The organism is Microbacterium wangchenii (assembly GCF_004564355.1).
Taxonomy (GTDB): Bacteria; Actinomycetota; Actinomycetes; order Actinomycetales; family Microbacteriaceae; genus Microbacterium; species Microbacterium wangchenii.
The window spans coordinates 541,896-563,168 of record NZ_CP038266.1 but is presented as its reverse complement, the minus strand read 5'-3'; the positions used below and the strand labels follow the sequence as shown (position 1 = coordinate 563,168).

15 protein-coding genes are annotated in these 21,273 nt (G+C 71.8%); all 15 read right to left on the bottom strand.

Annotation, left to right across the window (positions count from 1 at the left end):
• Positions 1-292: 292 nt before the first annotated feature.
• On the bottom strand, positions 293-574 hold the full coding sequence (locus E4K62_RS02670) for a hypothetical protein (protein ID WP_135063315.1): 282 nt from the start codon (positions 572-574) through the stop codon (positions 293-295).
• Positions 575-683: 109 nt separating this feature from the next.
• A complete protein-coding gene (locus tag E4K62_RS02665) occupies positions 684-1,229 on the bottom strand; it encodes a hypothetical protein (RefSeq protein WP_135063313.1) in 546 nt (181 codons plus the stop codon).
• Positions 1,230-1,474: 245 nt separating this feature from the next.
• Complete coding sequence (gene tuf, locus E4K62_RS02660; protein ID WP_135063311.1) at positions 1,475-2,668, bottom strand: elongation factor Tu; 1,194 nt, start codon at positions 2,666-2,668, stop codon at positions 1,475-1,477.
• A 155-nt stretch (positions 2,669-2,823) separates the two neighbouring features.
• Positions 2,824-4,938: an elongation factor G gene (gene fusA, locus E4K62_RS02655; protein WP_135063309.1), complete on the bottom strand. Its 2,115-nt coding sequence runs from the start codon at positions 4,936-4,938 to the stop codon at positions 2,824-2,826.
• Between the two features lie 73 nt (positions 4,939-5,011).
• Positions 5,012-5,482, bottom strand: coding sequence for a 30S ribosomal protein S7 (rpsG, locus tag E4K62_RS02650; RefSeq protein ID WP_135063307.1), 471 nt, complete (start codon positions 5,480-5,482; stop codon positions 5,012-5,014).
• A 5-nt stretch (positions 5,483-5,487) separates the two neighbouring features.
• The gene (gene rpsL, locus E4K62_RS02645; protein WP_135063305.1) at positions 5,488-5,856 is read right to left on the bottom strand and encodes a 30S ribosomal protein S12; all 369 of its coding nucleotides are present in this window, start codon (positions 5,854-5,856) and stop codon (positions 5,488-5,490) included.
• A 242-nt stretch (positions 5,857-6,098) separates the two neighbouring features.
• Positions 6,099-6,638: a hypothetical protein gene (locus E4K62_RS02640; protein ID WP_135063303.1), complete on the bottom strand. Its 540-nt coding sequence runs from the start codon at positions 6,636-6,638 to the stop codon at positions 6,099-6,101.
• Between the two features lie 11 nt (positions 6,639-6,649).
• A complete protein-coding gene (locus E4K62_RS02635) occupies positions 6,650-8,050 on the bottom strand; it encodes a DUF5684 domain-containing protein (RefSeq protein WP_167747710.1) in 1,401 nt (466 codons plus the stop codon).
• A gap of 2 nt (positions 8,051-8,052) precedes the next feature.
• Positions 8,053-10,524, bottom strand: coding sequence for a transglutaminase TgpA family protein (locus E4K62_RS02630; protein ID WP_240742793.1), 2,472 nt, complete (start codon positions 10,522-10,524; stop codon positions 8,053-8,055).
• The gene (locus E4K62_RS02625) at positions 10,521-11,891 is read right to left on the bottom strand and encodes a DUF58 domain-containing protein (RefSeq protein WP_135063299.1); all 1,371 of its coding nucleotides are present in this window, start codon (positions 11,889-11,891) and stop codon (positions 10,521-10,523) included. Before E4K62_RS02625 ends, E4K62_RS02630 begins: the two co-directional genes overlap by 4 nt.
• Positions 11,888-12,853 carry an AAA family ATPase gene (locus tag E4K62_RS02620; RefSeq protein WP_135063297.1) on the bottom strand — a complete coding sequence of 322 codons (966 nt, stop codon included), beginning with the start codon at positions 12,851-12,853 and terminating at the stop codon, positions 11,888-11,890. The genes E4K62_RS02625 and E4K62_RS02620 overlap by 4 nt, the downstream gene beginning before the upstream one ends.
• Before the next feature lie 37 nt (positions 12,854-12,890).
• Positions 12,891-18,866: an Ig-like domain-containing protein gene (locus tag E4K62_RS02615; protein ID WP_135063295.1), complete on the bottom strand. Its 5,976-nt coding sequence runs from the start codon at positions 18,864-18,866 to the stop codon at positions 12,891-12,893.
• Positions 18,866-19,999, bottom strand: a complete 1,134-nt coding sequence (locus tag E4K62_RS02610) for a serine/threonine-protein kinase (protein ID WP_135063293.1) — start codon at positions 19,997-19,999, stop codon at positions 18,866-18,868. The genes E4K62_RS02615 and E4K62_RS02610 overlap by 1 nt, the downstream gene beginning before the upstream one ends.
• Before the next feature lie 123 nt (positions 20,000-20,122).
• Positions 20,123-20,785, bottom strand: coding sequence for a spermidine/putrescine ABC transporter substrate-binding protein (locus E4K62_RS02605; protein WP_135063291.1), 663 nt, complete (start codon positions 20,783-20,785; stop codon positions 20,123-20,125).
• A 37-nt stretch (positions 20,786-20,822) separates the two neighbouring features.
• Positions 20,823-21,269 carry a hypothetical protein gene (locus E4K62_RS02600; protein WP_135063289.1) on the bottom strand — a complete coding sequence of 149 codons (447 nt, stop codon included), beginning with the start codon at positions 21,267-21,269 and terminating at the stop codon, positions 20,823-20,825.
• Between the last annotated feature and the right edge of the window lie 4 nt (positions 21,270-21,273).

Sequence of the window (21,273 nt, the reverse complement as noted above, 5' to 3'; positions counted from 1 at the left end):
ACCTCGTGAACGCATCGCAACGGCTGACCGGCACCCGCTGGTGAGCCCGAACGTAGACCCGGCGCTCTCCGGGCGGGAAGGGACCTACGTCCCGCCGCCCGGCAGGCCGCAGCGGTCCGGGCCCTAAGCCCCGCCCGCCGAAAGTGCATCATCCCGGCGAAAGGGGCCCGAATTGGGTGCACTCTGGCGCGCTCGCTCCCCCACCGCACGGGCGTCCAGCCCGTCGCCGCGCACAACTCGCTCTCCCGGGTGCGCTGGGCGCGCAGGACTTCGCGGACGGAGAGTCCACGGGTCATCGTCGGGTCGAGGTACTTGCCCTCGCCGTCGAACTCGCCGAAGCGACGGAGCACAGGCCACGCGACACGCTCTCCCCCGGCAGCTGCGCCCGCCCGTCCGCGAAGTCGGTGACGAATCGAGCCTGCCGGATGCCGCGGGCCCCCGGCATGGCATCCAGACGCGCATGGATGCCGGCGCGGAAGGCTTCGGCGGCGGTGAGATCGTACTGCCCGTGTCGGTGCCAGGCGACGGTGCGCAGCGTCGCGTCGAAGTATGCGACGGCGGCCTCGACCGACACGACCCGGATGACGTCGACGATCGTGCGGGGGAGGAGAGGCCGAACCCGCGGTGGGGAAACGACGAAGGCCCCCGTCCGTGGACGGGGGCCTTCGTGGAAAGGTGAAGCGTTACGCCTGCTCGGCCTGGCGACGACGGATCATCGCGACGCTCGTGACGGCGATACCGGCGGCCAGCAGCGCGCCGCCACCGATCCACACACCGGTCATCGACGCGGCGTCGAAACCGGTGGGGGGAAGGGCCGACCCATCACCCTCACCGGCGACCGTGATGGTGATGGTCTGCTGCGCAGTCGAAGCGCTGTCCGAGGTGAGCGAGTAGCTGCCCGTGGCGTTGGCCGGCAGCGTGACAGTGGCGGTGGCCGCGCCGGCGGCCGTGGCCGTCTTCTGCACCGAGGTGGAGGTGGGGGCGGCCTTGACCAGAGCGAGGTTGCCGGCGCCGATTCCCTCACCCGTCAGGGTGAAGGTGACGGTCTCCGACGGCGCGAATCCGGTGAAGGTGACCGGAGCGGGCTCGCCGGGCGTAACCGCGACGACCTCTGCCGGCGGGACGGCCGGGCTGTAGTCGTTGGTCGCTGCGGATGCGGCGACGGGCATGGCGACGAGGGCGGCGGCCGCGATAACGACGGCTGCGAACTTGGCGCGAACGTTCTTCATTCGTGTTCTCCGATGGTGGGGTCGGGGGGACGAGGACAGGGGGCATCGACCTGGGGATCGAGCAGCGGGGGAAACTGGCACCTTCTCCCGCGATGTCTCGCCAGGCTATCGGCATTCAAAGGAAATACACAACTGAAGTCGTCCTCCCTCGGCGAAGTCTTCATCCGCCCGTAACACACGAGTCCGGAAAACGACGAAGGGGCCGGGCCCGAAGGCCCGACCCCTGAGTCGGAAAGTCCGAGGACTTACTTGAGGATCTTCGTCACCGTGCCGGCGCCGACGGTGCGGCCACCCTCACGGATCGCGAAGCCGAGGCCCTCTTCCATGGCGATCGGCTGGATGAGCTCGACCGACATTTCGGTGGTGTCACCGGGCATGACCATCTCGGTGCCCTCAGGCAGCGTGATGACGCCGGTCACGTCCGTGGTACGGAAGTAGAACTGCGGGCGGTAGTTCGTGAAGAACGGGTTGTGACGCCCACCCTCGTCCTTGGACAGGATGTACGCGGTGCCCTCGAAGTTCGTGTGAGGGGTGACCGAGCCGGGCTTGACGACGACCTGGCCGCGCTCGACGTCGTCACGCTTGGTGCCGCGAAGGAGCAGACCGCAGTTCTCGCCGGCCCACGCCTCGTCGAGCTGCTTGTGGAACATCTCGATACCGGTGACCGTGGTCTTCTGCGTCGGGCGGATGCCGACGATCTCGACCTCGGAGTTGATCGCGAGCGTGCCGCGCTCGGCGCGACCGGTGACGACCGTGCCACGGCCGGTGATGGTGAAGACGTCCTCGATGGGCATGAGGAACGGCTTGTCCTTGTCACGCACCGGGTCGGGGATGGACTCGTCGACGGCCTCCATGAGCTCGACGATCGAGTTGACCCACTTCTCGTCGCCCTCGAGAGCCTTCAGGCCCGAGACGCGCACGACGGGAGCGTTGTCGCCGTCGAAGTCCTGGCTGGAGAGCAGCTCGCGGACCTCGAGCTCGACGAGCTCCAGGATCTCCTCGTCGTCGACCATGTCGGCCTTGTTCAGGGCGACCAGCAGGTACGGCACGCCGACCTGCTTGGCGAGCAGGACGTGCTCACGGGTCTGGGCCATCGGGCCGTCGGTCGCCGCGACCACGAGGATCGCGCCGTCCATCTGAGCGGCACCGGTGATCATGTTCTTGATGTAGTCAGCGTGGCCCGGGGCGTCGACGTGGGCGTAGTGACGCTTGGGGGTCTCGTACTCGACGTGCGAGATGTTGATGGTGATACCGCGCTGGCGCTCTTCCGGCGCCGAGTCGATCGACGCGAAGTCGCGCTGGACGTTGGTGGCCGACGGGTACTTGTCGGCGAGCACCTTGGAGATCGCGGCGGTGAGCGTGGTCTTGCCGTGGTCGACGTGACCGATCGTTCCGATGTTCACGTGCGGCTTGGTGCGCTCGAACTTGGCCTTAGCCACTGGGTCCTCCTCAGGACGTTCGTGTAGAGGTTCCGGGCACTGGGTTGCGACCGGTCAGCTACGGGGTTGGTTCTCAGATTACTAGAGAGTCGGTATTGAGTTTGCTGGATGCGGGGACCCCCGCGGGGCGGTGGGCCCCCGCATCCGGGGCGGTGTTACTCGCCCTTGGTCTTCTGGACGATCTCGTCGGCCACGGCGCGAGGAACCTCGGCGTAGCTGTCGAACTCCATCGAGTACACGGCGCGGCCCGAGGTCTTCGAGCGCAGGTCGCCGATGTAGCCGAACATCTCCGACAGCGGCACGTTGGCCCGGACGACCTTGACGCCGGCGGCGTCCTCCATCGACTGGATCTGGCCACGACGGGAGTTCAGGTCGCCGATGACGTCGCCCATGTACTCCTCGGGAGTACGCACCTCGACGGCCATGATCGGCTCGAGGATGACGGGGTTCGCCTTGCGGACGGCCTCCTTGAAGCCCATCGAACCGGCGATCTTGAACGCCATCTCCGAGGAGTCGACGTCGTGCGACGCACCGTCGGTGAGGATCGCCTTCACGCCCACCATGGGGTAGCCGGCGAGCACGCCGACGTTCATGGCGTCCTGGAAGCCCTGGTCGACCGGCGCGATGTACTCGCGCGGGATGCGGCCACCGGTGACCTTGTTCTCGAACTCGTAGGTCTTGTCGGCCGTGACCTCGAGGGGCTCGAGCGCGAACTGGATCTTCGCGAACTGACCCGATCCACCGGTCTGCTTCTTGTGCGTGTAGTCGTGACGCTCGACGGTCTTGCGGATCGTCTCGCGGTACGCCACCTGGGGCTTTCCGACGTTGGCCTCGACCTTGAACTCGCGCTTCATGCGGTCCACGAGGATGTCCAGGTGCAGCTCGCCCATGCCCTTGATGACGGTCTGACCGGTCTCGGAGTTCTGCTCGACGCGGAACGTCGGGTCCTCCTCCGCGAGCTTCTGGATCGCCAGACCCAGCTTCTCCTGGTCGGCCTTGGTCTTGGGCTCGATCGCGACCTCGATGACCGGCTCGGGGAAGGTCATCGACTCGAGGACGACCTGGTTCGCGCTGTCGGACAGCGTGTCACCGGTGGTGGTGTCCTTGAGGCCGATGACGGCGTAGATGTGACCGGCCGTGACCGAGTCGATCGGCATCTCCTTGTTGGCGTGCATCTGGAAGATCTTCCCGATGCGCTCCTTCTTGCCCTTGGTCGCGTTGACGACCTGGGCGCCGGAGTCCAGGTGACCGGAGTACACGCGGATGTAGGTGAGGCGACCGAAGAAGGGGTGCGTCACGATCTTGAACGCGAGGGCCGCGAACGGCTCGTCCCGGTCGGCGTGACGCTCGATGATCGTCTCTTCGTTCTTCGGGTCGCGCGCCTCGATGGCGGGGACGTCGAGCGGCGACGGGAGGTAGTCCACGACCGCGTCGAGCATCGGCTGCACACCGCGGTTCTTGAACGCCGAGCCGCACAGCACGGGGTACAGCTCGGAGTTGATCGTCATCTTGCGGATGGCGCCCTTGATCTCGGCGACCGTGAGCTCCTCACCACCGAAGTACTTCTCCAGCAGGGCCTCGTCGGACTCCGCGACGGTCTCCATGAGCTTCTCGCGGTACTCGGCGGCCTTGTCGGCGAGGTCGGCGGGGATCTCCTGGATCTCGTACTTGGCGCCCATGGTGACGTCACCCTTGGAGTCACCGGGCCACACCAGCGCGCGCATCTCGACCAGGTCGACGACGCCGACGAAGTCGTTCTCGGCGCCGATCGGCAGCTGCAGCACGAGGGGCTTGGCCTTCAGGCGGTTCACGATCGTGTCGACGGTGAAGTAGAAGTCGGCGCCGAGCTTGTCCATCTTGTTGACGAAGCAGATGCGCGGGACGTCGTACTTGTCGGCCTGACGCCACACGGTCTCGGACTGGGGCTCCACGCCCTCCTTGCCGTCGAACACCGCGACGGCGCCGTCGAGGACGCGCAGCGAGCGCTCCACCTCGACGGTGAAGTCGACGTGACCGGGGGTGTCGATGATGTTGATCTGGTTCTTGTCCCAGAAGCACGTCACGGCGGCGGAGGTGATCGTGATGCCACGCTCCTGCTCCTGCTCCATCCAGTCGGTGGTGGCAGCGCCGTCGTGCGTTTCGCCGATCTTGTGGTTGACGCCCGTGTAGAAGAGGATGCGCTCGGTCGTCGTCGTCTTGCCGGCATCGATGTGGGCCATGATGCCGATGTTGCGGACCTTCGTGAGGTCGGTGAGCACTTCTTGTGCCACGGGGTTTTCCTTTACGTCTTGTGTGGTGCGTCCGGCCGGGGGTTCTGCCCCCGGCCGAACGCAGAAAAGCTGATTACCAGCGGTAGTGCGCGAAGGCGCGGTTCGACTCGGCCATCTTGTGGGTGTCTTCACGGCGCTTGACCGCCGCACCCAGGCCGTTCGAGGCATCCAGGATCTCGTTCTGGAGGCGCTCGGTCATGGTCTTCTCACGACGACCCTTGGCGTAGCTGACGAGCCAGCGCAGGGCGAGCGTGTTGGCGCGGTGGGGCTTGACCTCCACCGGCACCTGGTAGGTCGAACCGCCGACGCGGCGCGACTTGACCTCGAGCGTGGGCCGGACGTTGTCCAGCGCCTTCTTGAGGGTGGCGACGGCGTCCTGACCGTTCTTCGACTCGACGCCGCGGAGGGCGTCGTAGACGATCGACTCGGCGAGGGACTTCTTGCCGTCGACGAGGATCTTGTTGACGAGCTGGGTGACGACGGGGGCGCCGTACACCGGGTCGTTGACGACGGGACGCTTGGGGGCGGGACCCTTACGAGGCATCTACCTCAACCCTTCTTCGCGCCGTAGCGGCTGCGGGCCTGCTTACGGTTCTTCACGGCCTGGGTGTCCAGGGCGCCACGGACGATCTTGTAACGCACGCCGGGGAGGTCCTTCACACGACCGCCGCGGACGAGCACGAGCGAGTGCTCCTGCAGGTTGTGACCCTCGCCGGGGATGTACGCGGTGACCTCGGTGCCGTTGCGGAGCTTGACACGGGCGACCTTGCGCATCGCCGAGTTCGGCTTCTTCGGCGTGGTCGTGTACACGCGGGTGCACACGCCCGCCTGCTGCGGGTTCGACTTCAGTGCGGGAGCCTTGGTCTTCGAGACCTTCGGCGCACGCCCCTTGCGAACCAACTGCTGAATGGTTGGCACGTTCTCTCCTTGATAGTGCTGCACGGTGACAGCCATGTGGTTTCACCACAGACCCGCCGGCGCGACAGGAGGACTGACGCGTACTGGTGGTGGGTATGCCGTGGGGGTGACCTGTTCGCAGGCCGTTCCCTGAGATGCGGGCGACTCGCTGCCCTCGCCGCACCGAGGCGCGACGCAGGGCGCGCGTGTGCGCACACCCGATCCATGATACGCCCGCGGGAGAGAGGTGGCAAACGCGCGGTTCAGCCCAGAGCGAGCACGAGGGCGACCGCGGCTGCCGCGAGCACCACGAGGCCCGCCCCGCCCGCGGCCCATCCCGCCCAGCGCCACCGCCGGCGGCGCTCACGCGCGACCGCGGCGCCCTCGGCGACGGGATGCTGCGGCGCACGGGGTGCGGGAGCCCGACGTTCCACGATCTCGGGCGCGGCGGCGCGGGGACGGTAGATCTCGCGCTCCTGCCCGTCCGGGACGCGCGCGACCCGCCGTCCGTCCGGCGGCGACGGTTGGTGCGGGGTGACGGGGTCGCGACGCGGGCGCAGGGCCGTGGCGTCCTCGGGCGGCCGCGTCGCCCGGCGGCGCGTCTCGCGACGGGCCACGACGGTGGATCCGGCCTCGGGCTCCTCCGGCGCAGGGTTCTCGGTGCGCCGCCGCGGCCCTCTCCCGGCCAGCGCGGTGGCGTCGTCGACGGCATCGTCGACGGCGTCGTCGGCGCTCGGCCACGACCGCAGGCGGCCCGCCCACAGCGTGACGTCGTCCTCGTCGCGGTCGTCGGCCTGGCCCATGGATGCTCCGCTCAGGCGTCGGTGCGGCGCAGCCGCACTTCGGCGTCGCCGAGGAAGAAGCGCTCCCCCGCTTCCAGCTCCTGGCCCGGCTGCGCCTCCACCTCGGTGCCCATCAGCGTGGCGAACAGCACGCCGTTGGTCGAGCCGAGGTCGGTGACGTACCAGGTCTCCCCGCGCAGTTCCAGGCGCGCGTGCGTCTTGGAGACGGTCCGGGTCTCGTCGGGGATCGAGACCAGCTGCGCGTCGGGGTACGCCGGGTCGGGTGCGGGCTTGCGGCCGAGGATGACGACGTCGGAGGAGATGTCCAGCGGTGCACCCGACGGCGGAACGAGCTTCCACGGCGTGCGGCGGCGCTTGGCGATGACCGTCTGGTCGAAGGCCTCTTCGTCGGCGGCGGGGTCGCCCGCGCCGAACTGCTCGTCGCCGATGCCCGGCTCGGCATACAGCGCCGACACCGACGACCGGGCCGAGCGCGGAGCCCCGGCATCCGGTGCACCCGACACCGCCGAGACGGCCTCGGACAGCTCACCGAACGTGTCGTGCTGCACCGGCGGCTGCGCCTGCGTCACGGGGGCCGGCGCCCACGGCTCGGGCTCGGGCGCCGGGTGCGGGGTCTCCGGCACGCTCTGCACGGGAGCGGGGGCCGGTGCGGGCGGCGGAGCGGAACGCATGCCGGGCACGGAGGAGATGGGGGTGATCGGCTCGGGCGGGGCAGCGGAGGCCGGCGGAACCGGCGGCGGCGTGAACGACCCGGCGGGCTGGGGCGCGGCGGCGGGCACGCGGTCCTCCGGGTCCACCGCGCTGTCCTCCAGTTCGGGCGACAGCGGGCCGCGCGCGGGCGGGGCTGCGGCCGACACGCGCGGCAGCGGAGGCGGCGGCGGGCTGGAGGGCGCCCACGCGGGAGCGGCCGGGCCGGCGGGGGCGGATGCCGCGGCCGGCGCCGCCGCAGCGGGGGGCAGGGGCGGCGGTGCGGACGGGGTCCACCCGCCCACCAGCGGCGGCGCGGCGGGGGCGGCCGGCTCGCTCGCGCGGCGCACGTGCGCGGGCGGCTCGCCGATCCAGCGCGCCGAGCCGAACCCCAGGACGCTGGCCCAGATGAGCATGAGCAGCGCCGCCAGGACGGTCATCCCGGCGCCGTAGCCGAACGAGCGGTTGATGCGGTGCGCGGCCATGACGAACAGCACGTACACCGCCAGAGCGCCCAGGCCCGGGACGAGGATCAGGAGGATCAGCCATGGCGAGAACCCGCCCAGCTGCAGCAGCACGGCCTGGTTGAGCACGGGCACCCAGCCCTTCCACCCCTCCTCGCCGGCCTTGCGGAACAGGGCGGACAGCGCCAGCGCCATCCACAGGTAGAGGACCACGAACAGGATGAACGAAGTCACTCCCATCGCGATCGTGATGACATCCATGTTCATGACGTTGTGCGCCCGCGGCTCAGCCGCCGGCGCTTCCCCCTCTCAACGATGCGAGCTACCCGCTCGGACGCCCGCGGCGCGACGACGCGGACGAATGATCTCAAAGATAGGGCCGCGAGGATGCTGCGCCGGAATCCGGCTCCGCGCGTCAACGCGCGTCGCTCGGCATCCACGATGCGCCAGAACTCCTCGGCGTCGTCCCGTGTCGCCGTCTGGCCCGAGAACACCGCCCGATCGGCCTCCGCCGCGAGCTGGGCGCCGGAGGACGTCGCGAAGGCCGCGGCGAGCTCGGCCCGGGTGCCGGCCTGCGGCGCCGGGCGGCCGGCATCCATGCCCGCGTCGACGTACTCGTCCCATCCGCCGGCGATCCGCTCGACCGGGTCCGGCGCCCGCCGGCGGCCCCGGCGCCGCAGCGCCTTGGCCGCGACGATGAGGAGGAAGGGGCCGAGCACCACCAGCAGCACGAGCAGGACGATGCCCGCCACGCGCAGGATCGGCCACAGCCACGACAGGTCCCAGCCGGCGCCCTCGTCGCCGTCGTCGTCGCGTGCGGTGTCTTCCTGCACGGGCTCGGGCGGCACGACCTCCTCGACGCTGTCGGGGCGCACCTCGGTGACGTTCTCCGGGTCGCGCTGCTCCGTGACCTCCAGGCTCGGGGGCCGGTTCCACTGCGGCGTGACGTCGACGGCGGTCCAGGCTCCGTCGACGTCGCGGACCTCGGTCCACACCGCGAGGTCCTGCGCGCGGCACACGCCGTCCTCGCACGTGAAGACGCCGGTGTCGGCGGCGCTGAGCCGCGCGCCCACCACGACGCGGGCGGGGAAGCCGAGCTCGCGGGCGATGAGCGCGGTGGCCACGGCGAACTGCTCCTCATCCCCCACGGCCGCGACGAAGTTGTCGGATGCCACGGCGCGCGGGTCGCTCTCGCGCTCGAGCAGACGCGCAAACATCGTGTCGATGCGGGCGAGGGAGTGCCCCGCGGCGCTGGGCTGGAACGTGTAGGGAGCCAGCTCGGGCATCCACGGCGGCGGCGCATCCTCGTCGATGGTCAACGCGTGACTGAGGAAGCCGCGCTCGCGCAGGAGCTCTACGAGGGCCGCGAGCGCCGCGCCGTCCGAACCGGTCGCGTGCTCCTGGACCCACCGCACCAGGTTGTCCGGCGCCGGCAGCTCGGACGTGTCGTAGCCGGGCGCCTCGAGGGCGGCCAGCTCCGCGGCGGGCGGCTCGACCGCGCGCACGCGGTACGCGTCGCCGTCGCGGGCCCCACCGCCGGCGGTCACGACGCCGGCCTGCGCGGGGGCGCTGTAGTAGAAGCGGTCGGAGAGGGCGGAGGCGCGCTGTCCGGTGAACTCCACCGACGACACGCGCCCGACCGTGGGCAGCCAGATGCCCTCGAGCGATTCGATCGCGACCTCCACGTCGACCGCGGTCCCCTCACCGGCATCCAGCGCCGCCGGCACGCGCACGAACGGCGCGGATGCGTCGGCGTCGCCGCCGGCACGGAAAGTCTCGCCGTCGTACGTGTCGAGCGTCGCCACCCGCACGCGCTCGGGGAGCGGCCCCTCCCCCGACACGCGGAACAGCACGTCGTCGGCGCGGTCGGGGGCGAACAGGGCGCGGTACTGCGTGAGCGGGCTGACGGCGGCGGCGAGCTCGCGCTCGGGCCCGGCGGCCGATCGCAGCACGTCGCGGTCGGCGCCGCGGGCGGCCCACGGCACGATGGCGACGGCGGCCACCAGGGCGAGCGAGACCATCGCCGCCCCCAGTGCCGTGCGGCGCCGGTCGGTGCGCGAGGGGCGGCGGGAGACCCGCACGCCGCTCGCGGTGGCGGCGCGGTGCAGGGCGCGAACCCGCTCGTCGTGCGTGCGCCACGCGAGCCACAGCACCGCCGAGAGGAGCCCGACCACGCCCAGGAGCGTCTCCATCGGGGCGTGGAGGGTGAGACTGCCCGCCCGCAACGGGTCGCTCACCTCGGCACGTCCGAAGAAGAGCCCGAATCCCAGCATCCCGAACCCGACGGGGACGGCGGCGATCGCCCAGCGGTCGTCGCGCCACGACAGCAGCAGCGCCCCGCACGTGCCGGCCAGGAAGATCAGCAGCGCCGGGATGAGCAGGTTGCGGTACGCCCCCACGGGGAGGTCGACGGTGACGAGGTCCTTCCACGCCAGGACGACGCCGGCGGCGGCCTCCCCGAGGCCGCGCAGGAGCTCCCCCGGTCCGCCCAGGCGTGAGGGCACCGCCAGCGGCACGCACAGCAGGAGGAACGCTCCGCCCAGCAGCGCCGCCGTCCGCCACGGGCTCCACCGGCGCCAGAACACGAGCGCGGCGATGACGGCGCCCACGGTCGCGGCGACCGCGGCGAGCAGGACGAACTGCCACGAGGCGTACACCGGCCAGGCCGCCACCGCCGTGGCGACCGCGGTGACGCCGACGTAGACCGATCCCCCGGCCACGCGCCGCGCGGTCACGACGCGGCTCCGCGCAGGAGCAGGCCGGAGAGGTCCTCGATCGTGCCGATCGTCAGCACCGAGATGCCCGACAGCGACTGCATGCGGGGGTGGGCGTGCTCGTCGCACATCACCGCGACGACGGTGGTGTCCAGGGGGAAGGTGAGGGCGGCCTGCCGCAGCCGCACGAGCGGGACGAGGGAGCCGACCACGACGAAGGCGATCGACAGGCGCTCGTTGGCCTCGGAGGTGAGGCGGCAGATGTCCTCGATGTTCATGGTGTTCTCGAGCCGGTTCACGGCGCTGAACCCGTCGAGCATCGGGCGCGGGGCGACGGTGGGGATGTGCTGGATGGCGCGCAGCCGCCCGCGCACGACGCGGGGGATCTCGGAGCCGATCACGATGTCGAGGTCGCGGGCGTCCCGGACGGCGCGCAGGCCCAGGGAGGCGGCGGCGCTGACGGCGAGTTCGAACTCGTCGGCGTCGGAGTACTCCTGCTGGGCGGTGGCCAGCACCACGGCCATGCGCGAGCGGCGCGACTCTTCGAACTGGCGCACCATGAGCCGGCCGGTCTTGGCGGTGGATTTCCAGTGCACCTGGCGCTGCGCGTCGCCGGGGGCGTATTCGCGGATGGCGTGGAACGACATGTCCGCGTTCACGAGCCGCCGCGTGGGGTTGCCCTCCAGGTCGCGGATGAGGCCGGCGCTCGTGGAGGGCAGGCCCACCGTGCGGGGGTGGACGTACAGCTCGTGCTGGTCGGGGAAGGCGTGCTCGCGGCGCAGCAGCCCGAGCGGATCGCTGCGCACCGTCGTCACCGGGCCCACGTGGATGATGCCGCGGGGCAGCGAGGGGATATCCAGCGGCTGCGCGACGGTGTGTCCCGGCCGCAGCAGGGGGACGCCGAATTCCACCAGCCCACGTCCGACGGGGATGTCCAGGCGTCCGGGGAGCGCGATGCGCCGGCCGTGGTTGCGCACGACGATCTCGCCCTCCACCCCCTGGCCGGCCACGATCCGCTCGTGCGCGAGGCTGAGGTCGACGTCGTACGCGCGCGCGCCGAACAGGAACGGCACGCTCATCGCCAGGAGCACGAGGGCCGCCGCGCCCGCGACCATCCACTCGACCCAGCCGAACACCATCCCGAGGACCAGGCCCGCGGTGGCCGCCACGACCACGAGTGCCCCCGCCGGGCGCACCGTGCCCGCGCACCAGCGCACGGCGGCGGCGAGGGCGCGCACGACCGCGCGCCACGCCGCCGTCGCCCACACGACGGCGCGGACGAGCCCGCGCCCGCGCCGCGCGGTCGTCGTCGAGGTCACCGACGTGCGCGACGCCGTCGCGGTGGACGAGAACGACGTGCGCGTCAGGCCTGCCTCGGTCGGTGTCATACCGCCTCGCGCTGAGTGGGCGGGGCGACGTCGAGCAGCACCTGCCCGATGACGGCTTCGGGGGTGACGCCGTCGAACTCGGCCTCGGGGTGCAGGATCAGGCGGTGCGAGAGCACCGCGACGGCGAGCGCCTTGACGTCGTCGGGGGTGACGTAGGTGCGCGCCTGCGACGCCGCGCGAGCGCGTGAGGCACGCGTGAGCGCGAGGGCACCGCGGATGCTGACACCCAGGCGCACCTCATCCGCCGAGCGCGTGGCATCCACCAGGCGCGCGATGTAGTCCAGCACGAGGGCGTCCACGTACGTGTCGGCGGCGAGGTCGGCCATCCCCACGAGCGCCTGCGGCGTGATGACCGGGGTCAGCTCCGCCGTCGCCGTGGAGCCGCCGTCGAGGATGCGCACGGTCGCGGCGTGGTCGGGGTAGCCCAGCGAGGTGCGCATCATGAAGCGGTCGAGCTGGGCCTCGGGCAGCCGGTAGGTCCCGGCCTGCTCGACGGGGTTCTGCGTCGCCAGCACCAGGAACGGCACGCCGACGGGGCGCGTGACGCCGTCGATCGTGACGCGGCCCTCCTCCATGACCTCCAGGAGCGCGGACTGGGTCTTGGGGCTCGCGCGGTTGATCTCGTCGGCCAGGACGATGTTGGCGAAGATCGGGCCGGAGTGGAACTCGAACTCACCGGTCTTCTGGTCATACACCGTGATGCCGGTGATGTCGCCGGGGAGCAGGTCGGGCGTGAACTGGATGCGCGTGTTGGTGCCCTGCACCGACTGCGCGATCGCCCGCGCGAGCGAGGTCTTTCCGGTGCCGGGCACGTCCTCCAGCAGCACGTGGCCGTCGCTGAGCATCGCGGTGAGCACGAGCTCGACGACGTGGCGCTTTCCGAGGACGGCGCGCTCGACGTTGTCGGCGAGCTGGCCGAACGTCGTGGCGAACCAGGTGGCCTGCTCCTGGGTGAGGGTCATCGGTGGGGTCCTTCGGTCGGGATGCTGTGGGGCGAGGTCAGGGGGTCGGTGGCCCGCTCGGGGACGGCGTAGGTTGCGGCTCCGGGGGCAGGTTGGGATCGCAGCTGCCGAAGGAGGCGGATCCGCGGGCCTCGCCCAGCCCCCCCTGCTCCGGCGACGCGGTCACGGGGATGTTCTCGACGCGCACGGCGCCCTCAGGAACGATGCCGGCGGCAGGCGGGATCCGGAGGATCCCACGCGCATCGAAGTAGCGGATGAGGAGGGATTGCGTGTCGGCGGTCACGGTGCCCGGCCCCGCGGTCTTGCCCACCGCGAGCGGTGACCCGCCGACGCAGCTGGTCACGCCCCATTCGATCGCCACCTGGTGCGGCGCACTTCCCGGTGCGGGTGTCACGGCGACGGAGCCGGACGGCTGCCATCCCTCTTCGTGCCGCACGTAACGCACGGCGATCCCGGGGTCGGCGTTGAAGACGCTGCTGGGCCATCCGGAGAACTCCGCCTGGTAGCCACGCGGAAGACGGTCGTTCGATCGAGGCTCGCCGATCCGCCACTCCGCGCGCTGGCCGGACACGTCCGCGCGCGGGCTGACGCTGTAGGTCCATCCGCGCGGATCCCGGGCGATCTGGATCCGGATGGAGCTGCGCGTATCGGTATCCCCGAAGCGCTGACCGTTGCGCTCCGAGATCGCGCACGCCACGTACTCGGACACGTCGCCCGCTTCGAGACCGGTGAACTCCTCGGTGTATGCGGGTGAGCCCGCGGTGCGCGGGTCGCACCGCCCCGCCTGGCCGGCGGGAACGATGTCGAAGAGCAGTCGGGAGCCGGGGCCGTTGAGATCCGCTCGCGCGGTCGCGGTGACCGCCGCGCTGTCGTCGCCCGTCGATCGGGCCACCAGCACGAGCGACAGGTTGGCCGGGGCGCCGATGCCGTTGGCCGTGATCGTGCGGGACTGGCCTGCCGCGTCCCCACCGAGACCCGGGGGTGTGTCGAATCGCGAGAACGGCGTCACGGTCACGGCCGTCGCCGTATTCGAGCCGAGCTCGAAGCGGTCCACCGAAACGGAGTCCTGCCCCGGGCGCACCGGGACGTCCCGCGACACACCGTTCGCGCTCTGGATCCGCAGGAACCCGGTCTCCGCCGACTCGATGCCGCTGATCGTCAGGGCGATGAGCCCGCCGGCATCGCCGTTGGGCACCGGTTCCCAGTCGACGGCGCGCGGGGTCGCGGGGACGTCGTACGCCCACGCGATCGTGCGCACGCTCGTGCGGGATTCGCCGGTGGCGTTGACGGCCCACGCCTCGTACGTGCGCTGTTCGCCGTTGGGCGCGGAGATGGCGGGGCACACGCCGTCCGCCGAGCAGCGGGCCACTTCGGCGCCGCCGCTGCGCACGACGAAGCCGCTGAGCCCGGGGTAGGCCAGACGCGATTCGCCGGCGTCCACGCGCAGCGTCACGGTGCCGTCGGCGTACGCGCTCTGACGGACGCCGGCGGGTGCCTTGGGATAGCCCTGCAGGTCGAGCAGGATGCGGCCGTCGCGCTCGGATGCGGTGGCCCTGCCCTGCGCGTCGCGCACGGAGAAGGTCGCGGTGCACGTCGCCCCCGGCGCATCCGGGGTCCACGACGCCGCCACCTCGCCGGCCGAGGCGACGCGGAAGCTCACGCCGACGCACGCACCGGTGGGACGGACGTCGACCACTTCCAGCGGTGTGCGCGGTAACGGGTTCACCTCGCCGCCGACGCCGATCACGGGGATCGTGCACGAGGTCCCCGACGCCTGCGAGCACTGCTGGGTCACCGACCCGCCCTGCGGGAGGGTGGAGGGCGCTGCCCCGACGCGCAGCAGGAGGCGGGCGGGGGCGACGGAGGGGTGACTGCTCACCCCCACGACGGCGGCGCTCTCACTGCCGGGCACGGCGCGATCGGCGCCGACGACGGTGACCATCGATCCCGACAGCGTCACCTCGAACGCGGGGCCGCCGTACTCCAGCGTGTACTGGATGGCGTTCCAATCCTCCCGCGCCAGCTGCCACGTGGTCATGTCTCGCAGGTCGAACGTGGCGGTCTCGCCCGGTCCCACCGTGAGCGAAGCCGGCCGCAGCTCGGGCTGCGGGTCGCGCGCGGCGACCGTGATCGGCACCGACAGGTAGGTCCATTCGTCAGTGCCGGCCACACGCACCGGCACCTGACACGCGTCGGTCCACGGCGCCCCCGCACCCGCGTCGTACCGCACGCGCGTGCCCCCCTCCAGGGCGCATGCCGCCTCCGCCCGGGCGCCCGAGGCGGCCACCTCGGCGCCGACCTCCAGCTCGGCGCCGCGGGGCAGGGCCACCAGCTCGGCCATGTCGAAGGTCACCGACTCCAGTTCCGACACCTCCTGCGGCGCCGTCCCGGAGCGCAGCGCGAGTGAGAGGTCGTCGTCGCCCGGCACGCGCAGGAACGCGTAGGTGGTGATCTCCTCCTCGCCGACGACCCCGTGCACGGCGAAGGGGATGAGGCGCGTGGTGGCCGGCAGCTCGCCGCTGAGCTCGCGTCCGCTCAGCCCGATGCCCTCCGGCTCCCCCCACAGGCTCACCTCGAGGTCGTCGACGTCGCCGCGCGACCAGGTCGCCTTGCCGGTGAGCACGTCGACGCCTGAGGTGAACTCCTCGCGGTTCTCCGCAGTGAGCACGGTGTCCGAGACGATGGGGTAGTCCGGCACGCTCTCGCGCACGATCTTGACCACGATGAGACCGCGACCGGTGTTGCCGGAGTCCGATTCCACGTCGTAGAGGAACGACATCGTGCCGGGCAGTTCGCCCGCGGCCAGGACGACGCCGGTGTCGGTGACGGAGAGGATCTGCCCCTTCAGCCGCGCGTACTCGGGGTTGTCGCTGCCGTCGTCGGCGAAGGTCTCCGGCAGATCCGGGCGCACATCCGTGAGGGTCAGAGAGCCCTGCGTGGGGTCGATGTCGTTGGCGAGGGGACTGATGCGGATCGTGTTGTCCGCGCCCGCCTGCACCTGGACGTAATCGGTGAAGGTGATGGGGCTCGGGTTGGCCTGCGCGTCGAGGACGCCGATGCGGGCGGTGCCCTCCCCCGTCGCCCCCGCGGCATCCACCGCGCGGTAGCGGAACGACACCTGTCCGCGATCACCCGGCAGCGAGGAGTACACGATCGCGGAGCCGTCGGCGGAGATCGTGGCCGATCCGCGCTCGGGCTGGGTGAGGATCCGGTCCAGCGTCACGACGTCGCCGTCGGGGTCCATACCGAACCCGTCGAACTCGACGGTCGTCGTGCCGCCGCTGAGCACGCGCCCCTCCAGCGTCGCCGGCAGCGGCGGACGGTTGGCGTCATCGGGCAGCACGCGGATGCGCACGGTCGCGGTGTCCACGAGCGCGGGAGACCCGGTCGTGTAGACGGAGTACTCCACGCCGTAGTCGCCCGGCTCGGTGGGCGCGAGGTAGCGGAGCAGGTCGCCGGAGGCGAAGGCCAGCGCCTCCTGTGTGCTCGAGGTCACCGACGAGGGGTCCAGGCTCGGGCGCCCGCCGGCGGGGGAGATGTCGTTGTCGAGCACCGGGATGTCGACCTGGGCGCCCGCGCGCACCGTGACGGTGTCGTCCACGGCGATGGGGGCGAGCTCGGGCGCCGGCGGCAGCAGGTACACCGTCGCCTCCCCCGCCACACGCGCTCCGGCGTCTTCGGTGCCGTCGCTGACGGTGTACGACACGGTGCCCAGGCGCCCGGCCGCGCCGGAGGCGGTCGTGCCCGACACGCGCAGGTTGTTCTGCCCCACCGCATCCACCGACAGCGTCGCGCCCTCGTCGGCGGAGGCCACGACGTCGCTGAGGAGAAGCACGCGCCGGGTGGGATTGGAAACCGCGGCGAACACGTCGAGGGTCACGTCCTCCTGCGGGCGGACGAAGGCGACCACGGGCGAGGTGGCCAGCTGCGCCGGAGCGTCGGGCGGAAGGATCGTGATGCGGGCCGTACCGGTGGCGTCCGAGGCCCCGTCGGTGACGGTGAAGCCGACGCGGAAGGTGCCCGGCTCGCTCGCGGTGAAGTCGAACGTCGTCGTCCCTCCCACGACGGTCGCGGTGGCCGCGCCGTCGTCGAGGACCCGCACCGAGGTCAGCGACAGCGTGCCCGCCGTCCCCGTGACGTGAGGGGCGACGTCGACCGTCATGCCGCCGTCCACGGTGTCCACCCGCGCGAAGGACTGCACGCTCAGCGCGGGCGAGGGGGTCACCCGCACCACGAGCGCCTTGCTGGAGATCTGTCCCGCGGTATCGGCGACGTTGACCGTGAGCTCGATCAGCTGCTCGCCGCCGCTGCCGTCGTCGGCATGCTGGTAGACCACGTCGCCGCCGGGCGAGGAGGCGACCGTGCCGATGCCGGAGGGGTTCTCCACCGACAGCAGCAGCAGCGGATCGCCGTCGGGGTCGACCCACCCGGGCAGGACGGGCACCGTCACCGTGCCGCCGCGCGCGACCTCGGGAGCGGGCCACGGCACGAGGCACTTCTCCACGCCGCACCACTGCGGAGCACCCTCCCCGCCGGAGACGGTGAGGGTCACGGTGGTGGGCGGTGACACCATTCCGTCGGCGGTGGTGCCGTCGGTCACGCCGTACGTGAAGGTCGCACTGCCGGATGCGGCGGGGGCGACGTGGACGGCGAAGCGCTGGCCGTCGTCGGTCACGCGCACCGTGCCGAACCCGGGGTCCAGGCCCGTCACGGAGGCCGGATCGATGCTCAGCACGTCCTCGTTGGGGTCGTGGTCGTTCAGGAGCACGGGGAGGGTGGCCAGGCGCCCCGCCCGCACCCCGAACGCGTCGGGTTCGGCGATCGGTGGCTTCGGGTCGATGACGACGGCCAGCTGCTCCTCGCTGGGGACCGCGGCCGGGTCGGTGCGGTCATCCAGCGACCAGTCCTGGCTGGAGGGCACCAGGCGCCCGTCGGGCAGGGTCCACACCCAGCCCGTCCGCACCTCGTTGAGGATGACGGCGGCGCCGGTGGCGACGAAGACGGGCCGCCGCTCGTCGCCGAGTGATTCGCCGTTGTAGTCCAGCGCCGTCTCGCCGGCACGTGAGCTCCACAGGGTGCCGCCGCCGTCGGCGGGTCCCAGCCACGCGGCGAGGGTCTCCCCCTCGTGCACGATCGGCGCGGCCGGGGTGCCGAGCACCGTCGCGCCGCGATCGACCTCGACGCTCACGGCACCGTCGGAGGCCACACGGGCGAGCCCGTTCTCGCCGGCGATCCACACGTCGGTGCCGTCGGGGTCGGGCGCTCCCACCACGATGTCACCGGAGAGGTCGACGCTCACCGGCTCCTCGCGGCCGCGCAGGTGCACCTCGCCCGACTCGCGGTCAACGAGCGCCCAGGTGTCGCCCGCGGCGGTGAGAGCGGGGGCGGCGACCTCGGCCGAGATGGGGTCGCGGCCGCGCACCTCCCCCTCGGCGATGTCGTAGCGCAGCACCGACCCGTCGGCCGCCGAGTAGGTGAACAGCAGACCGTCCTCGTTCACCGCGGCCGCCTCCGCCGTGTACTGCGGCCCGTCCTCCTCGTCCTCCTCCGCGGAGGCGAACGGGTCGAGCTGGGCCGCGTCGGCGGTGGAGAGCCGCCCCGCGTGCACCGCCCCGGTGTCGGTGCGGTACGCCACGAAGTCGCCGGCGGTGAGCACCTCGGTGGTGCCGGCGGGGGTGGACTCCGACGAGCGGAGGGCCTCCTCGTCCAGGTCGGCGGGAAGGGCCTCGTCGATCCGCGTGAGCTTGCTGTAGCTGTCGGAGAAGAGGAACGCCCCGTCGGGGGACTGCGCGACGGCGGTCGGGTTGCTGACGCTGCGGACGGTGTCCAGCTCGCCGATCGCGGTGTTCACGCGCGCGTACCGCCGGCCGTCGGCGGTCTGCAGCGCCCACACCGATGCGTCGACCTCGGGCGTCTCCTGGGCGTCCAGCCCCGGCCACACGATGCTCACGCCGATGACGAGGGCGAGGGCTGCGGACCCGGCGGCGATGCCGGCGATGCTGCGTCGACGCATCAGAGGATCCCCGTCGCGAACAGGGCCGTCACGGTCACGGCGGCCCCCGCGATGAGGGCGGCTGCCCCCAGCACCCACGGCACCGCCGTGCGCGTGCGCCGCTCCGGGGACGAGATCTCGGTGTCCTCATCCCGCGCGAGACCGGCGACCCCCGAGGACGAGCGCGACTTCCGCCGTCCGCTGTGCTCGACCGAGCTGCGCACCGGACCGCGCACCGAGGAGTCGGAGAAGTCCACCGAGCGTGCTCCCGGGGCCCATTCGTCCGCCGCCACCTCCAGCGGCGTGACCGGCAGCCCCAGCTCGGCCTGCACGACCCGCAGCGCCTGCCCGAGCTCCAGCGCGCTGGCGAAGCGATCCCGCGCGTCGCGGCTCATGGTGCGGGCTAGGAGCGTCTGCAGCGAGGGCGGCACGTCGGCACGTGCGATCTGGGTGTAGCTCGCGCGCGCGATCCGCCGGCGCAGCTGCTCGCGCGTGTTCTGACCGCGCTCGAGCCGTTCGAAGGGGCTGTGACCGGCCAGCAGCGAGTAGATCGTGGCGCCCAGGCTCCACACTTCGCTGGGCACGGTGCCGGCGGTCTGCTCGGCGACGACCTCCGGCGCGCTCCACGGCACGCTCATCGCGAGCACCTCGTCGGCGGTCTGGCGGGTCAGGGCCGACGCGATTCCGAAGTCGGCCAGCACGGGGGCGCCGAAGGTGGTGATGAGGATGTTGCTGGGTTTGACGTCACGGTGCACGAGGCCCGCGCGGTGTGCGGTCTCCAGTGCGCTGGCCATCTTCACCCCGATGGCGAGCACCTCGGGCACGGGGATCCGCTCCACACGGTAGCGCTGCGCGAGAGACCCCGGGCAGTACTCCATCACGATGTACGGCCGTCCATCCGCGGAGATGCCGGCCTGGTAGACCGTCACGATCGAGGGATGCGCCGACAGCTGGGCGAGGACGTCGGCCTCGGCGTTGAACATGCGCAGCAGATCGGGATCGCGCACGTCGCTCGGGAGCACTTTGACCGCGACGCTGCGGCGCGGCATGTCCTGCTCGTACAGGAAGACGTCGGCGAAACCCCCCGATCCGAGCGGGCGGATGTACGCCAGGCCGGGAAGGATCGGAGGCGCGGCGGGCAGGCGTGTCGGCAACCCGCCCTCCCCCGGTCGGAACTCCCCTGGCGTCAGTCAACGACGCGCCTGTTGTCAGGCTCGGTCATGCTAACAAATCCGCGACGCCGTCATCGCCACCGGCCCTCGGCGGGGCCCGTCGGCTCAGGGCGTCGGCGGCCCCGGGTCGTGGGGATCGAACGGGGAGTCCAGCGATCGGGTCAGCTCCTCGAGCATCGCGGCGATCTGCGGCTCGACGAACTCCGACACGGCCCCCTGGATGCGCAGGCGGTGATGCAGGAGGATCGCGCAGACCTCGCGGCCGATCATGTTCGCGTAGTCGTCGGCCAGACCCACCTCCTGCCGCAGGGCCGCCTTCGCCTCATCGCTCAGCGGCGGGAGGGCGGGGATGGCGGCCTCCTCCTCGGCGGCCAGGCCGGACACCGTGAACAGGAACGGCGCGCCCGGCACCGGATCGGGATCCAGCGGCAGCCCCTCGAACTCGGGCTCGAGCCCCTCGGCCGGGCGGTAACTGCGTGCCCGGTTGCGCGCGGCCTGCTGCTCGAGCTCGGCCTGCAACATCGGGAGGTTGCGCGCGGTGTAGTCGGCGACCGCGGCGTCGACGATCGCCTTGACCCTCGTGGACAGCCCGTGCTGCACGCCGTGCGGGACGTCGGCGCCGAGCCCCGCCGCCGAGAGCACCGGCGATCCGAAGCAGCGGCGGCACGGTGCGACCCGCCCACGGTGGGTCGCCGGCTCCCAGCGCGGCAGCCAGCGGAGCCAGGCGTCCACCGCCTGGCTGACCTGCGTCTCGAGCGAGCGCTCCACGGTCTTTACGCTAGTGCGCGGCGCGCCGCTTGCGGCGTCATTCGTCGCGTTCCCACGGCCATCGCGGGCGACCGGCGCGCGTGCGCACGAGAGCGATTCCGCCCCATCCGGCCACGAGTCCCGCGAGGGCGAGAACCACGCCCGGCCACCCGATCGCCACTCCGCCGGCTGCGGCGAACCCCGCGGCGGGGTCTCTGCCGCTGATCAGCGCACCGACGGCGACACCCACGACCTCGCCCAGATACGCGCACAGGGCGGTGCCCAGGGCGGTCCAGAACGTCGGATGCGGCGCCCGCAGTCCGAACCACAGGGCCGCCGCGAATCCACCCGTGGCCAGCAGCATCCCGATCACGCCGGGGATCTGCCCGAGCCCGGGCGTCTGGATGACGTCGGCGTCGAGGATCAGGCTCGTCAGCCCGAGGCCCGCGATCGCGAGCGCGACGAAGCCGACCACGGCGAACACCAGTGCGATGCCAGGGGCCACCGGG

Coding starts and splice junctions, on each gene's coding strand:
- E4K62_RS02640 (WP_135063303.1), bottom strand. CDS start 6,638: ATGGGCCAGGCCGACGACCGCGACGAGGACGACGTCACGCTGTGGGCG.
- E4K62_RS02615 (WP_135063295.1), bottom strand. CDS start 18,866: ATGCGTCGACGCAGCATCGCCGGCATCGCCGCCGGGTCCGCAGCCCTC.
- E4K62_RS02635 (WP_167747710.1), bottom strand. CDS start 8,050: ATGGATGTCATCACGATCGCGATGGGAGTGACTTCGTTCATCCTGTTC.
- rpsG (WP_135063307.1), bottom strand. CDS start 5,482: ATGCCTCGTAAGGGTCCCGCCCCCAAGCGTCCCGTCGTCAACGACCCG.
- E4K62_RS02665 (WP_135063313.1), bottom strand. CDS start 1,229: ATGAAGAACGTTCGCGCCAAGTTCGCAGCCGTCGTTATCGCGGCCGCC.
- E4K62_RS02625 (WP_135063299.1), bottom strand. CDS start 11,891: ATGACACCGACCGAGGCAGGCCTGACGCGCACGTCGTTCTCGTCCACC.
- E4K62_RS02620 (WP_135063297.1), bottom strand. CDS start 12,853: ATGACCCTCACCCAGGAGCAGGCCACCTGGTTCGCCACGACGTTCGGC.